Origin of the sequence: Aminobacter aminovorans, from assembly GCF_900445235.1 — a bacterium.
GTDB classification, from domain to species: domain Bacteria; phylum Pseudomonadota; class Alphaproteobacteria; order Rhizobiales; family Rhizobiaceae; genus Aminobacter; species Aminobacter aminovorans.
Genome location: NZ_UFSM01000001.1, coordinates 2,113,167 through 2,127,784, shown reverse-complemented (window position 1 = coordinate 2,127,784; position 14,618 = coordinate 2,113,167). Strand labels below are relative to the sequence as shown.

14 protein-coding genes are annotated in these 14,618 nt (G+C 64.0%); 8 read left to right on the top strand and 6 right to left on the bottom strand.

Annotation, left to right across the window (positions count from 1 at the left end; genetic code table 11):
• Nucleotides 1-69: 69 nt before the first annotated feature.
• The 4 genes from DY201_RS10410 to DY201_RS10390 form a co-directional block, all read right to left on the bottom strand.
• Nucleotides 70-1,938: an ABC transporter ATP-binding protein gene (locus DY201_RS10410; RefSeq protein ID WP_115731134.1), complete on the bottom strand. Its 1,869-nt coding sequence runs from the start codon at nucleotides 1,936-1,938 to the stop codon at nucleotides 70-72.
• A 316-nt stretch (nucleotides 1,939-2,254) separates the two neighbouring features.
• Nucleotides 2,255-4,132, bottom strand: a complete 1,878-nt coding sequence (locus tag DY201_RS10400; RefSeq protein WP_172582922.1) for an ABC transporter ATP-binding protein — start codon at nucleotides 4,130-4,132, stop codon at nucleotides 2,255-2,257.
• A 202-nt stretch (nucleotides 4,133-4,334) separates the two neighbouring features.
• Nucleotides 4,335-6,215, bottom strand: a complete 1,881-nt coding sequence (locus tag DY201_RS10395; RefSeq protein WP_115731133.1) for an ABC transporter ATP-binding protein — start codon at nucleotides 6,213-6,215, stop codon at nucleotides 4,335-4,337.
• Between the two features lie 150 nt (nucleotides 6,216-6,365).
• Nucleotides 6,366-6,683, bottom strand: a complete 318-nt coding sequence (locus DY201_RS10390) for a hypothetical protein (RefSeq protein WP_115731132.1) — start codon at nucleotides 6,681-6,683, stop codon at nucleotides 6,366-6,368.
• Nucleotides 6,684-6,963: 280 nt separating this feature from the next.
• On the opposite strand from DY201_RS10390, the gene DY201_RS10385 reads away from it, so the two are divergent.
• Nucleotides 6,964-7,422: a tRNA (cytidine(34)-2'-O)-methyltransferase gene (locus DY201_RS10385; protein ID WP_115731131.1), complete on the top strand. Its 459-nt coding sequence runs from the start codon at nucleotides 6,964-6,966 to the stop codon at nucleotides 7,420-7,422.
• A gap of 163 nt (nucleotides 7,423-7,585) precedes the next feature.
• The gene (soxR, locus tag DY201_RS10380; protein WP_172582921.1) at nucleotides 7,586-8,023 is read left to right on the top strand and encodes a redox-sensitive transcriptional activator SoxR; all 438 of its coding nucleotides are present in this window, start codon (nucleotides 7,586-7,588) and stop codon (nucleotides 8,021-8,023) included.
• A 50-nt stretch (nucleotides 8,024-8,073) separates the two neighbouring features.
• Here the strand turns inward: soxR and DY201_RS10375 are convergent, their stop codons facing one another.
• Entirely contained in the window at nucleotides 8,074-8,847 is a 774-nt protein-coding gene (locus DY201_RS10375) for a DUF4394 domain-containing protein (RefSeq protein WP_245431953.1), read from the bottom strand.
• 168 nt (nucleotides 8,848-9,015) lie between these two features.
• Between DY201_RS10375 and DY201_RS10370 the strand changes: the two genes are divergently transcribed.
• Both DY201_RS10370 and DY201_RS10365 read left to right on the top strand, forming a co-directional pair.
• Nucleotides 9,016-9,567: a sigma-70 family RNA polymerase sigma factor gene (locus DY201_RS10370; protein ID WP_115731129.1), complete on the top strand. Its 552-nt coding sequence runs from the start codon at nucleotides 9,016-9,018 to the stop codon at nucleotides 9,565-9,567.
• Nucleotides 9,564-10,286: an anti-sigma factor gene (locus DY201_RS10365; RefSeq protein ID WP_115731128.1), complete on the top strand. Its 723-nt coding sequence runs from the start codon at nucleotides 9,564-9,566 to the stop codon at nucleotides 10,284-10,286. Before DY201_RS10370 ends, DY201_RS10365 begins: the two co-directional genes overlap by 4 nt.
• Before the next feature lie 96 nt (nucleotides 10,287-10,382).
• Here DY201_RS10365 and DY201_RS10360 read toward each other — a convergent pair whose 3' ends face one another.
• Nucleotides 10,383-10,640 (bottom strand): hypothetical protein, encoded by a 258-nt coding sequence (locus DY201_RS10360; RefSeq protein WP_115731127.1) that lies wholly within the window; start codon nucleotides 10,638-10,640, stop codon nucleotides 10,383-10,385.
• 78 nt (nucleotides 10,641-10,718) lie between these two features.
• On the opposite strand from DY201_RS10360, the gene hemF reads away from it, so the two are divergent.
• From hemF to DY201_RS10340, 4 genes are all read left to right on the top strand, one after another.
• Nucleotides 10,719-11,633, top strand: coding sequence for an oxygen-dependent coproporphyrinogen oxidase (gene hemF / locus DY201_RS10355; protein ID WP_115731126.1), 915 nt, complete (start codon nucleotides 10,719-10,721; stop codon nucleotides 11,631-11,633).
• Nucleotides 11,634-11,755: 122 nt separating this feature from the next.
• Nucleotides 11,756-13,600 (top strand): DEAD/DEAH box helicase, encoded by a 1,845-nt coding sequence (locus DY201_RS10350; protein ID WP_115731125.1) that lies wholly within the window; start codon nucleotides 11,756-11,758, stop codon nucleotides 13,598-13,600.
• A 270-nt stretch (nucleotides 13,601-13,870) separates the two neighbouring features.
• Nucleotides 13,871-14,131 (top strand): DUF1344 domain-containing protein, encoded by a 261-nt coding sequence (locus DY201_RS10345; protein ID WP_115731124.1) that lies wholly within the window; start codon nucleotides 13,871-13,873, stop codon nucleotides 14,129-14,131.
• Between the two features lie 245 nt (nucleotides 14,132-14,376).
• Entirely contained in the window at nucleotides 14,377-14,562 is a 186-nt protein-coding gene (locus DY201_RS10340; RefSeq protein WP_115731123.1) for a DUF1059 domain-containing protein, read from the top strand.
• Nucleotides 14,563-14,618: the final 56 nt, after the last annotated feature.

The following is a 14,618-nucleotide window of genomic DNA, read 5'->3' as shown; positions in this document are numbered from 1 at the left end:
CCGCAACCCCTGGAAAGCAGCTGAATCGGGCACCAAAGGCTCCAGACTGAAGACCGGCATGGCGCGATCCTACTCCGCCGCGAGCCGGTCGGCGAGGAAGCCGCCGGACTGGCGCTTCCACAATTGCGCGTAGAGCCCGCCCTTGGCGATCAGCGCGTCGTGGCTGCCCTCCTCGACGATGCGGCCCTCGTCGAGCACGATCAGCCGGTCGAGGGCAGCGATGGTCGACAGGCGGTGGGCTATGGCGATGACGGTCTTGCCCTCCATCAGCCGGTCGAGATTGTCCTGGATCGCCGCCTCGACTTCGCTGTCGAGAGCCGACGTCGCCTCGTCGAGGATCAGGATCGGCGCGTCCTTCAGCATCATGCGGGCAATGGCCACGCGCTGGCGCTGACCGCCAGACAGCTTGACGCCGCGCTCGCCGACATGGGCGTCGTAGCCGCGACGGCCGCGCGGGTCGGCGACATCGACGATGAAGTCGTGGGCCGCGGCTCGGCGGGCGGCGTCGACGATCTCGGCCTGTGATGCCCCTGCCCGGCCATAGCCGATATTGTCCGAGATCGAGCGGTGCATCAGCATCGCATCCTGGCTGACGACGCCGAACTGGGCCCGCAGCGACGCCTGGGTAATGTCGCGCACGTCGCGACCGTCGATCATGATGCGGCCCTGTTCGACGTCGAACAGGCGCAGCGCGAGGTTGACGATAGTGGTCTTGCCCGCACCCGATGGGCCGACAAGTGCCACGCGCTCGCCCGGCCGGATGTGCAAATTGAGGTTTTCGATGACGCCGCTGCCCTTGCCGTAGTGGAAGGAGACGTTGTCGAACAGGATGTCGCCGGAGGCGCGCGGCAGCACGGCGGCGTTCTCGGCATCGCGGATCGCCGGGCGCACCGAGATGGTGCGGGTGGCGTCCTGGATGGTGGCGTAGTTGCGGACGAGCCCATTGATGTTGAACATCATCCAGCCCGACATCTGGTTGAGCCGGAAGACGAGGCCTAGTGCCGCAGCAATGGCGCCGGTGGAGATTTCGCCGCGCGACCAGCTCAAGATGCAGATCGCCGCCACCGCCGACATCATCACACCGTTGATGAGCGCCACCGCCGAACGCACTGTCGTGATCGAGCGGGTTAACCTGAACACCGCGCCGAGATAGCTTTCGAGCCCGTCACGGACGTAGGCGTGCTCGCGCCTCCCGCTGTCGAACAGCTTGACCGCCATGATGTTGGTGAAGGCATCGACGAGGCGGCCATTGAAGATCGAGCGCTGGTCGGCAGTAGCGCGACCGGCGCGGCGCATCTCCGGCAACAGGAAATAGACGATCGCGGCGTAGCCGGCGAACCAGGCGAGCACCACGCCTCCCATCAGCGGGTCGAGCGAGACCAGGATGGTCAGCGACAGGAGCACGAAGGTGAGGAACGCCCACATCGTCTGCAGCACGTTGACGATGAAGTCGCCGACCGCCTCGCCACCTTGCACGATCTTGGTGGCGATGCGGCCGGCGAAATCGTTCTGATAGAAATCATAGGGCTGCTCGATGACACGCCGGAACGCCTGCCAGCGCACCATGGAGAAGAAGCCGGGGACGACGACCTGCTGCTCGACGACGGCCGAGCCGATGATGATGACGGCGCGAACGACGAGGATCAGCACGAGCAGGCCAACGAGCTCGGGCCAGTGGTCGGCAAACAGCCGCTGCGGGGTGGTGGCGTCGAGCAGGTCGATGAGCCAGCCGACCGACCAGTACAACGCCGCATCAATGGCACCCGCGAGGAAGCCGCTTATCAAAAGCAAGGTGAACGGCCCCTTCGCCTGGCGGGCGAAGTAGAGGATGAAGGCCCACGCACTTTCCGGCAGCACCTCGCGTTCGGTGTCCTGGAACGGATCAATCGCGCCTTCGAAGCGCCGCCAGAATTTCTGCTGGAAAGGATCGGGGGTCATGGCGTGCTCCGCGCGGGCTGGCGGAAGGTGTTCAGCACGGGGTAGCGCGAGGCGCTTCGCGTAGATTGGCACCAGATGTTCAGTTGAGGTTGGCATGAGGCACTATGCCGAGGTCGGTGCGAGGCCTGTCGCATACGTGAGGCACCCTCTGGCCTGCCGGCCATCTCCCCCGTATGGGGGGAGATTAGTCTCGTCGGCTGCAGCTCTCGTCCTGCAACGATGGTGATTGAAGCAGGCTGCGATGACAGCTGATCTCCCCCCTTGCGGGGGAGAAGGCCGGCAGGCCAGAGGGGGGTGCTTCGCACGACAGTAACCATCACGCCGGCCTCGATTCGTCGAGGACGCCATCCTCGTTGAACAGGAAGCCGCCGGACTGGCGCTTCCACAGGCGGGCGTAGAGGCCGTCGAGCGCGAGCAGCTCGTCATGCGTTCCCTGTTCGGCAATGCCGCCCTTGTCGAGCACGACCAGCCGGTCGAGAGCGGCGATGGTCGACAGCCGGTGCGCGATGGCGAGCACGGTCTTGTTCTGCATCAGGGCGTGCAGGTTTTCCTGGATCGCCGCCTCGATGTCGCTGTCGAGCGCCGACGTCGCCTCGTCGAGGATCAGGATCGGCGCATCCTTGAGGAAGACGCGCGCGATCGCCACGCGCTGGCGCTGGCCGCCCGACAGCTTGACACCGCGCTCGCCGACGAAGGCATCATAGCCCTGGCGGCCGCGATTGTCGGCAAGCGTCTGGATGAAGTCGTCCGCTTCGGCCTTGCGCGCGGCAGCAACGACCTCTTCATCCGATGCGTCGGGCTTGCCGAGCTTGATGTTGTCGCGCAGCGAACGATGGAACAGCGCCGTGTCCTGGCTGACGACGCCGATCTGTCCGCGCAGGGAGTTCTGCGTGACGGTGGCGATGTCCTGGCCGTCGATAAGGATGCGCCCGCCTTCCAGGTCGTAGAGGCGCAGGATGAGATTGGCCAGCGTGGTCTTGCCGGCGCCCGATGGGCCGACGATGCCGACCTTCTCGCCGGGCTTGACGGTCAACTCGATGCCGTCGAGGACGCCGCCACCCTTGCCGTAGTGGAAAACGACCTTGTCGGCACGGATCTCGCCGCCCTTGACCACCAGGTCACCCGCGTCGGGACTGTCGACCAGGCCGAGCGGCTGGCTGATCAGCGCCTTGGAGTTTTCCAGCACGCCAAGGTTCCTCAGGATACCGTTGAGCTGCATCATCAGGCGGCCGAGCAGCATGTTGAGGCGCAGCACGAGGCTGAGTGTGAAGGCAACGGCGCCCACACTGATCGTGCCCTCGATCCACAGATGGATCGAATACCAGGCGATTGCCGTGATCATGACGCCCGAAAGTGCCGTCAGCGCCAGGCGCACACCGGTCAGCCGGCGGGTGAATGGCCTGAGCGCGTCGAGATAGATGTCGAAGCCGGAACGGATGTAACGGTCGTCACCATCGGCGGCGAACAGCTTTAGCGTCTGCACGTTGGAATAGGAATCGACGATGCGGCCATTGATCATCGAGCCGGCCTCGGCGGTCGCCTCGGCATGCTTGCGAATCGAGGGCAGGTAATGATTGGCGAGGAAGCCGAAGGCAACGATCCACACGACCACCAGTGCAGCGAGCCGCCAGTCGAGGCCGGCTACCACCGCAAGCGTGGTGACGGTGTAGACCAGCATGAACCAGACGACCTCGATGAAGCTTTCCATCAGGTCGCCGGTCGCCTGCCCCGCCTGCCAGACCTTTGTCGCAATGCGGCCGGCAAAGTCGTTCTGGAAGAAGGAGTAGGACTGCCGCGAGACATGTCGGTGCGCCTGCCAGCGCACAAGATTGTAGAAGCCGGGCGTGATCGTCTGTTCGTCGACAAGCGCCGACAACCCGACCACGAGGGTACGGATGACCAGCACCACAAGCGCCATGAACAGCACTTCTGGGCCGGCGACATCCCACAGCGCTGCCCAGCTGCGGTCCGCGGGCAAGCCGTCAAGGATGTCGACGAGGCGGCCGACGAAATAGAACAGCCCTGCTTCGACAAGGGGAGCGATGCCTCCGATGACCAGCATGGCGAAGAAGGCGAATTTTGCCTGTCCAACATAATGCCAGAGGAAGCCCCAGACGGTTGCTGGCGGCCTGAGATCCTTCGGCTCCCGGAAGGGATAGACCCAGCTTTCGAACCATTTGTAGATTCTGTTCATCAGCACTCTGGGCTATCTGGCGGCAACGACTCACTATTTTCGGCCCAAACAGGTTGCGGAGGCAACCACAGCTTGGCAGGAGAAACGTGCCGCCAAGCCGGGCGAATGTTGGGCGGTGCGTTCACATTACGATGAGGGCCGGTCTGGCCCTTGGAATGAAGAGGCCCTCCACTCCGGCGGAAGGCCTCGATCTTTACCTGTCCTACTCCGCCGCCTGGCCCTTGGCTTCAGCGTCGTTGGCCGCGTCGGCGGCGACGTCGTCAAGCAGGAAGCCGCCGGATTGGCGCTGCCAGAGCGAGGCATAGATGCCACCCCTGGCCACCAGTTCGTCATGGCTGCCCTGTTCGACGATACGGCCCTTGTCCATGACCACAAGCCGGTCCATCGCCGCGATCGTCGACAGCCTATGTGCGATGGCGATGACGGTCTTGCCCTCCATCAGACGGTAGAGGTTTTCCTGGATCGCGGCTTCGACTTCAGAATCGAGCGCCGAGGTCGCTTCGTCGAGGATCAGGATCGGCGCGTCCTTGAGCATGACGCGGGCAATGGCGATGCGCTGGCGCTGGCCACCGGACAGCTTGACGCCACGCTCGCCGACATGCGCCTCGAAGCCCTTGCGGCCCTTGGGGTCGGCAAGGGTGGCGACGAAGTCGAGCGCTTCGGCGCGGCGTGCCGCTTCGATCATCATCTCTTCGGTGGCGTCGGGACGGCCATAGAGGATGTTGTCGGCGACCGAGCGGTGCAGCAGCGAGGTGTCCTGCGTCACCATGCCGATCCGTGCGCGCAGGCTGTCCTGCTGGACGGCCGAGATGTCCTGCCCGTCGATCAGGATGCGGCCGCCCTCGATGTCGTAGAAGCGCAGCAACAGGTTGACCAGGGTCGACTTGCCGGCACCCGAGCGGCCGACGATGCCGACCTTCTCGCCTGGCCTCACGGTCAGGCTGAGATCCTCGATGACGCCTTTCTTCTTGCCATAGTGAAAGCGCACATTGTCGAAGGCGATCGCGCCCTTGTCGACGACGATCTCCTTGGCGTTGGGCCTGTCTTCGACCAGGCGCGGCATCGAGATCGAGGTGATGCCGTCCTGGACGGTGCCGATGCTCTCGAACAGGCCCGAGACCTCCCACATGATCCACTGCGACATGCCCCAGAGGCGCAGCACGAGGCCGAGTACGACGGCAACCGCGCCGATGGAGACCGCACCATTGAGCCACAGCGAGATCGACAGGGCGCCCACCGACAGAAGCAGCGTCGAGTTGAGTAGGTAGAGCGCGCCATAGAGCGAGGTCACCAGCCGCATCGATCGGTAGACCGTGTCCATGAACAGCGACATGCCTTCGCGGGCGAACGACGCTTCGCGGCGCGAATGGGAAAACAACTTGACGGTCTGGATGTTGGTGTAGCTGTCGACGACGCGGCCGGTCATTGTCGAGCGTGCGTCGGCCTGCTCCTCGGCGAGCTTGCCCAAGCGCGGCACGAAATAGCGCAGCAACAGCACGTAGCAGCAGAGCCAGACGATCAAGGGTGCTGCCAGCCTGATGTCAGCGGAGCCGACGATGAACAGCACGCCGAGGAAATAGACGATGACGTAGTTGAGTACGTCGATCAGCTTGACCACGCATTCGCGCACGGCGAGCGCTGTCTGCATCAGCTTGGTGGCGATGCGGCCGGCGAACTCGTCCTGGTAGAAGCTCATCGACTGCTTGAGCAGGTAGCGGTGGACCTGCCAGCGGATGCGCATGGGATAATTGCCCATCAGCGTCTGCTGGTTGACCAGCGACTGCAGCACCACCATGCCCGGCAGGATGACCATGACGATGAAGGCCATGCCGGCAAGCTTCCAGCCTTCGTTCTGCAGGAAGGTCTCGCGGTTCTGGTTCGACAGCCAGTCGACGATGTTGCCGAGGAAGCCGAACATCCACACTTCGGCGAGCGCGATCAGCGACGTCAGCACGGCGGCAATGACGATATAGGTCCAGGCGCCCTTGGTGTAATGCAGGCAGAAGGCGACAAGCGTCTTCGGCGGTTCGACCGGTTCCTCCACGGGGAACGGATTCAGTCTGTTTTCAAACCAGCGGAACATCTCAGTCTCTCAGTTCGGTATGCGGCACGTGGCGAATTCCGCGTGGGACGTATCTTGGAGAGCCACTGGCACGGCCATTATGCGCCGGATCATCTTAACCACGGCGGGGGCCCTCGGAATGTAGAAGACCGCTGAGGATTCGGCGAATCCTCAGCGGTTGCCTCCTGACACCGGCCTGGCAGCAGGCCGGGCCGCACCCGAGCGGCCGACAAGCCGGCCGATCAGGGCTTTGATGCGGCCGAACAGCGGCCGGTAGCTGGGGTCGACGACGACATTGCTCATGTCGACGTCGGGCAGCATGCCGCGATGCGGTCGCTGGCGAACCGGAGGGTTCGCCTTTGGCTGATGCGCGCCGAGCGCCAGCATCATGGCACGATGCCTGGCTTCGGCTATCTCGTTGCGGTGGGCAGAAAATGCAGAGTCGTGTTCGTTACGGGCATTGTGCCCGTTGGGGATGTTGGCAAACATCGGAATTGTCCTTCGAAAACCGGATAAGGGCTTCTGCGGACCGCGATGCGAAAATACCTGGAATTGTCAGGAAAAGTCGTCGAACCGGTCCGCCCTCAGGCAGTACGTCGCCCACAGTCGGGGCGGTGTGTGTCAAGCAACATCATGTACCCCTCCATCGGTTCGGGTTGACAATGCAGGCCGTATACTCCCCTTCGCGGCAGAACGCCACAGCATCATCGTCACTTTTTGCTTGGGCACGACTTGCTGTGGCCTTGCCGCCACAGATTAGGACATCGACATGAACGGCAAATTCCGCATCGCCCTCTACCAGCCCGACATCGCCGGCAACACCGGCACGATCCTGCGCATGGCGGCCTGCCTCGGCATCGCCGTCGACCTGATCGAACCCGCCGGCTTCGACATCTCCGACCGATCGCTGAAACGCGCCGGCATGGATTATCTCGAAATGGCGACCTTGACCCGGCATGTCGACTTCGACCGCTTCGAGGACTGGCGTAAGCATGAAGGCCGTCGCCTGGTGCTGCTGTCGACGAAAGCCACCGTGGCCTACACGGATTTCCGCTTCGAACCGGGCGACATCGTCATGGTCGGCCGCGAATCGGCCGGGGTGCCCGACCACGTCCACGATCTCGCCTTCGAGCGGCTGCTGATCCCGATGCCCGGCGGCGGTCGCAGCCTCAACGTCGCGTTGAGTGCGGCGATGGTGACCGGCGAGGCGATGCGCCAGCTCGGCTGACAAGGCGGCCGCCATACGCTGCACTGCCGCAGTGAAACAGCCTCCCGGCGCACTGTCGTTCCAGTTGTCTGAAGCCGGTCTCGCCATATCGTTATCCTTCCTTGCACGGTGAAGGATATCCTCGTACAACCTCAACTAATATTGAGGTCAAGCAGGAATTTCGATGGCAAGCGAATTGACTGTCGGCGAGGTCGCCAAGCGCAGCGGAGTCGCCGTCTCGGCGCTACACTTCTATGAGACGCGCGGGCTGATCCACAGCCACAGGACTTCAGGCAACCAGCGGCGATATGCGCGTGATGTGCTGCGGCGGGTGGCGGTGATCAGGATCGCCCAGGATGTCGGCATATCGCTGGCAGACATTGCCGCAGCCTTCGCCGCCCTGCCCGACGGACGCACGCCGACACGCGAGGACTGGAGTCTGCTTTCAACGGGTTGGCGCCACGACCTCGACCACCGCATCGAACAATTGAAGAAGCTGCGTGACGGCCTGACCGACTGCATCGGCTGTGGCTGCATGTCGATCGACAAATGCCCGCTGCGGAACCGCGAGGACCGGCTGGCGCGCCAGGGCCCAGGGCCGCGGCGGCTGCTGGTGGAGTGAAAACGGCCGATCCGGGGCGTTGCCGTCCCGGATCGGTGGTATTCGATGCGTCAGCGCAGGATAGCCAGGTCGCGCAAGCCGGCATCGAGGCCCTCGCCCGCCTTTTCAGCAGCACCGCTCTCCATGTTGACCTTGTAGAGCATGCCGCCTGTGGCCAGCCACGCGGTGTTGGCGCCATCTTCCGACGTCTGGATATCGAAGCCGACGGCGTCGCCTGGCTCGATGCCGAGCTTGCCGATCGTCTTCAGCGTACCGTCATTCGGTTTGGTCTGCTGCAGGAACATCCCGCCGGCATGGATGTCGTACATTGCCGTTTTTTCGGGCTTGCCGAAGGAATTGGTATAGGCGGTGGCAATGATTTCGGTCGGCATCTCGGCGCTCGCATCGCCTGCCTCGAAGGCGAGCTTGCCGTCTTCGGTCACCGCGCCGGTCGCGGGATCGACACGCAGATTGGTGCCGTCGGACGCAATAACGCGCAGCTTGTCGGCTGCCGGATTGAAGTCGACGCTGACCTTGGCGCCCTCGGGCGGCAGCTTGGACAGCTTCGACACCGCCGCAGCCGCACCGGTGTCGAGGTTGATGGTGACCAGCGAGCCGTCGCCGGCCAGGCCATAGACCATGTTATCGGACGATCGCAGGTCGATTCCATGGAGCTTGTCGACCCCGGTCACCTCGATCTTCCTGGCCTCGCCCGGCTTGTCGGTGTCGAACCAGATCAAGGTCTTGTCGCCGGAAAGGCCAAGCGCCGGAGCAGCCACTGCCGCTGCGGAAAAGCCGGCGAGCATTGTGCCGGCAAGGGCGATATGCAGTGCGATGCGGTTCATGTCGATCTCCTTCTCGTTGGTCGGTGAGCGCTGGCGATTTTGCGTCGCTCGCCGGCCTTACCCACGGGATCGGGTTCTGGATGCAGGAACGCGGCAAATTTCTCAAAAGGGCTTGCATCCCCAGATGCATCCGGCGTGTATCATTGCAAACGGGCGAGAAGGGACCGCATGTCGGCTGTCGAACGAAGCGACCAATTCTGTGACGGCCTGATGCTTCGGGTCGCAAGCGGCGACCGCGAGGCGCTCGGCGACCTTTTCGCCAGCGAGGCCGGCAGGCTGATCGCCATCGCCCGCCGCATCCTGCGCCGCAAGGATCTCGCCGAGGAAGCAGTGCAGGAAGGCTTCATCGCCGCCTGGAAGCATGCGCCGCGCTTCGACCCGGCGCGCGGCAGTGCCCGCGCCTGGTTGACCACCATCGTCCGCAACCGCGCGCTCAACATGCTGCGTGACGGCCAGCGCCTGCATCTGACAGGCGACGACATGGCCAGGCACGGCGAAAGCGACAGCAGCGCCGACGCGGCCTTCGAGGCTCTCGACGAGGCCGACGCGCTCAAGCATTGCCTGAGGCAACTGGACGAACCACGGCGCAGGTCGATCCTGCTGGCCTATGTGCTGGGCTACACGCATGGCGAGATCGCAGCGAAACTGAACGCGCCGCTGGGCACAGTCAAAGCCTGGATTCGCCGTGGCGTCATCGCCTTGCAGGAGTGCCTGTCATGAGCAGCGACAGCGAACGCCTTGCCCACGCCGGCGACTATGTGCTCGGTCTGCTGGATGACGACGCACGCGCCGAAGCGGAGCGCAAGATGGAGCGCGACCCGGAATTTGCCGAGACCGTGCGACGGCTCGCCGAACGCATGTCCAGCCTCGACCACACGGCGAAGCCCACTGAGGTGCCTGCCGGCATGTGGGACGAAATCCTGGGCAAGATTGCAACCTTGCCGCAGGACCACGGCGCTTCGCCGCCGGAACAAAGCGCTGCCAATCAAAACAGCGCGACGCAGGCGCCCCCCTGGCGCAAACTCGCCCTGGCAGCGTCGCTCGCGGCCGCGTTCGGCCTCGGCTATGCCGGCGGCTTCGTCATGAAGACGACGCCGGAGCCGGTTGTGCTCGTGGTGCTGCAGACGCCCGACAACACCACGGGAGCGGTGTTCGAGGCCTTTGCCGACAACAGCCTCAAGATCATCCCGCTTGCCGATTTCGAGGTGCCGCAGGACAAGATCATGCAGGTGTGGACGCTCTACGACGCCTCGGTCGGCCCGGTTTCGCTGGGCACGCTGTCCAGCGCCGAGGTGACCACGCTCAAGGGCCAGACGCTGCCTGTGCCCGCGGCCGACCAGCTCTACGAGATCACGCTCGAACCACGCCCGGGCTCGCCGACCGGCAAGCCGACGGGACCGATCCTGGTCAAGGGATTTGCGAAACGGCCGGCTGGTTAGCCAGGGCACCGAAAGCTGTTTTGAATCCCGCACCAATGGCTTGCAGCCATCAGCTGCGGTTGCGCGGCAGCCCGACTCAGTCTCGGTTAGAGAAGATCAGTCCGATGTCGGCAGGCGGCGGATAGTGAACTCGATGACGTCGCCGGGGCGCTCGAACCAGCTTTCGATCTCGGTCCAGTAAGCCTGCTTCGGCCAGCGCGAGAACCACTCCTGCGCCTTGAGCCGTGCGTCGTTGCGCGGCAACACGAAGGTCTCGCGCAGGAACCCGTCGCGCGGCCTGCGCTCACGTTCGGCCCGGCTGCGCTGGAGCCTCTTGGCGAGATCCCCCAGCGGCGGTCTGGTCGGTGTGCCCATAAAGAACTCCTTGACCCTTGCGAGAAGGAGATTAGGGATCGCGCCGGACAATTACGAGTCATTTGTGCGGAGCCTAAATTGCAGCGTCCTGAAATCCCGGCGGGACTGCCGGCCGACATCGAAGACAGGAAGGCGCGCGCCCGCGCCTGGTTCGAGGAGCTGCGCGACCGCATATGTCTCGCCTTCGAGGCGCTGGAGGATCAGGTCGAAGGACCGCTGGCGTCGTGGGCGCCCGGCCGCTTCGAGCGCACGCCCTGGCAGCGCGATGAAGGCAAGGGCGGCGGCGGCATCATGTCGATGATGCATGGCCGCGTCTTCGAGAAGGTCGGCGTGCACACCTCGACCGTGCATGGCGAGTTCTCGCCAGAGTTCCGCAAGCAGATGCCGGGCGCCGAGGAAGACCCGCGCTTCTGGGCCTCGGGCATTTCGCTGATCGCCCATCCGCAGAACCCGAACGTGCCGGCAGTCCACATGAACACGCGCATGGTGGCAACCTCGCGCTGGTGGTTCGGCGGCGGTGCTGACCTTACGCCGGTGCTCGACCGCCGCCGCACGCAGGACGACGCCGATACTGTCGCTTTCCACAAGGCGATGCAGTTTGCCTGCTCCAAGCACGCTGCTGTCGCCGACCACCAGAAATACAAGGATTGGTGCGACGAGTACTTCTTCCTGCCGCATCGGAACGAGCCTCGCGGCACCGGCGGCATCTTCTTCGACTGGCAGCATTCGCCTGAGGAGAAGGGCGGCTGGGATGCAGACTTCCGCTTCGTCCAGGACGTCGGCCGCGCCTTCCTCGTCACCTACCAGCATCTGGTGCGGCAGAACTTCAACACCAACTGGACCGATGGCGACCGTGACGAACAACTGGTGCGCCGCGGCCGTTATGTCGAATTCAACCTGCTTTACGATCGCGGTACGATCTTCGGGCTGAAGACCGGCGGCAACATCGCCTCGATCCTGTCGAGCATGCCGCCCGAAGTCAGGTGGCCGTGAGCCCGACGCATGGCTGCCCTGCCCGCCGTTGCATTGACGTGCGGGCAGCAAAGCTTTAGAGAGCCCGCTTTCCTTGGCCCTCGTCCTCATGTGACGGGCCTTGCTCTCATTGGAAGATTTTCGTGACGATTTTCGACAACATGGTTCCGGCGCTGGCCGGGGCGCTCGCCGCGCGTGGCTACGAAACGCTCACCCCCGTGCAGTCCTCGGTGCTGGCACCGGAGGCCGACGGCGTCGACCTTCTGGTCTCGGCGCAGACCGGCTCGGGCAAGACGGTGGCCTTCGGCATCGCCATCGCGCCGACGCTGCTTGACGGCCGCGAGCGCTTCGACCGTGCCGGCGCCCCAAGTGCCGTCATCATTGCACCGACCCGCGAGCTCGCCATCCAGGTGCGCCGCGAGTTCGAATGGCTCTATGCCGGGACCGGCGCGCGCATCGCCTCCTGCGTCGGCGGCATGGACATGAGCAAGGAACGCCGCACGCTCAACGACGGCGTCGACATCGTCGTCGGCACGCCGGGCCGCCTGCGCGACCACATCACCCGCGGCTCGCTCGACATCTCCGGCCTGCGCGCCGTGGTCCTCGACGAAGCCGACGAGATGCTCGACCTCGGCTTCCGCGAAGACCTGGAATTCATTCTGGCGGCAGCACCGCAGGAACGCCGCACGCTGTTGTTTTCGGCAACCGTGCCGCCGCAGATCGCCCAGATGGCCAAGCGCTTCCAGCGCAACGCGTTGCGCATCACCGCAGCCGGCGAAAGCCGCCAGCACGACGACATCGAATACCGCATGGTTCTTGTCGCGCCGCCGGAGCGCGAGAACGCCATCATCAACACTCTGCTGTATTTCGATGCCCAGAGCACCATGGTGTTCTGTGCGACTCGTGAAGCGGTCAAGCATTTCTCGGCCCGGCTTGCCAATCGCGGCTTTGCCGTGGTGGCACTGTCGGGTGAACTGAGCCAGGCCGAGCGCAACAACGCGCTGCAGGCGATGCGCGATGGCCGTGCCCGCGTCTGCGTTGCTACCGACGTTGCCGCCCGCGGCATCGACCTGCCCAATCTCGACCTGGTCATCCATGCCGACCTGCCAACCAACCCGGACACGCTGTTGCACCGCTCGGGCCGTACCGGCCGTGCCGGCCGCAAGGGCGTGTGCGTGCTGATCGTGCCGTTCCATCGCCGTGGCAGCGCGACGCGCCTGCTCAAGCTGGCCAAGCTTGAGGCAACGACGCAGTCGGCACCCGGACCAGCCGAGATCGACGCGCGCAACCGCGAGCGCATGCTGGCCGAACTCAACGATATCGAGGCGGCGGGTGAGGACGAGGCGGCCATCGTCGCCGAGGTCCTGGCAGCACACTCGCCCGAGACACTAGCTCTCGCCTGGCTGCGCCAGCAGATGGCATCGCGCCCGGCGGCTGAAGAGCTTTCCGATCGCCCGATCCCGGCTTTCGATGCAGCAAAGGCCGAGCGTCCCGACAACCGCTTCACCGACGGCGTGTGGTTCTCGGTCTCGGTCGGCCGCAAGCAGCGCGCCGAGCCGCGCTGGCTGCTGCCGCTGCTGTGCAAGGCGGGTCACGTGACCAAGACCGAGATCGGCTCGATCCGCATCTTCGACACCGAATCACATTTCGAAATCGTGGCCAACCGCGCCGACAACTACGCCCGCACCGTCGAACAGAACGGGTCAGGCGAAAAAGGTGTCGACATCAAGCGGCTCGCGGGCGCACCCGGCGGCGGCGACAGTGCCGGCAAGCCGAAGAAGCAGCATCGCAAGGGCCAGTACGACCCTTCCGACAAGCCGCCCTTCAAGAAGAAGGCCTTCGAGAAGAAGCCTTACGAGAAAAAGCCGTACGAAAAGAAGCCGTACGAAAAGAAGCCGTACGAAAACCGTGCAGGCGACAAGCCCGCCTACGACAAGCCAGCGGGCGCTGCCAAGAAGTACAAGCCGAAGAAGAAGTTCGGCGAATAACGACGCCTGCCGGCTGCGGCTTTTGGCTGCACCGGCGTGTGCCACAATCGATGCCACAAAGCGAAAATCTGGCGTCGAATGTGGCTAAGTCGCCGTTTCTAAATATGTTTTTCGTCTAATATGCCTCCGGCGAGACAGGTCTATCTCTGTCGACGGGGCCGGGAAACGCCGGCGGTTCGACCTCCTCGACCGCGACGCGACGTGACCGGACGGCCCTTCAAAAGGCGGGTTAGCCCCGTTCGGGCGCCCGCATTCGTCGGAGAGCATGCCATGCGCAAGCTTCTTGTTCCGGCAGCCGCTGCTGCCATTTTTGCAACCTCTGCCGTAGCCTTCGCCGCCGTCCAGCATACGGACGGGACGATCAAGACATTCGACGCCAAGGCGATGAGCCTGACGCTCAACGACGGCACCGCCTTCGTGCTGTCGAAGAAGTTCAAGGATCCTGGCCTGAAGGCAGGCGAAAAGGTTTCGGTCATGTGGGACATGAGCGGCGCAAACAAGGTGGCGGAATCCGTCAAGATCGTGAAGTAGCGCCAAAGCCGCGCGCTGCAAAAAGGGCGGAGCACGAGGTTCCGCCCTTTTTCATTGATCCCCACCGCAGGCCGGCGGAATCATTTTTTCAACGCGCTGCGGCAACGCACTGATAAGGTGGGTCTTTTGCGCGGATGCGCAGGCGACCCATCTCAAACTGTCGGCTGGCCCACCACCAAGCGCAACCAATCGCCCGATTGCGTGTTATAGTGCACCCCCGAAACGGACGAGGAAGGAGACATCCGATGAAGGAATTTCAATGCGGGTCGCTTGTCCCCGGCTGCCAGTGGCACACCCGCCACGAGGATGAAGCTGAAATTATTCGCCGCGTGGCCGAGCATATGCGCGAGACTCACGGCGAAACCATCATCCGCGAGACGATGATCGAAGCGATTCGCTCGCGTATCGAGAAGGTCCGCGACGCGGCCTGACTCCTGAATCTTGCATATGGTGCTTTCGGAACATCGAAACCGATTTTCGGGCCTAT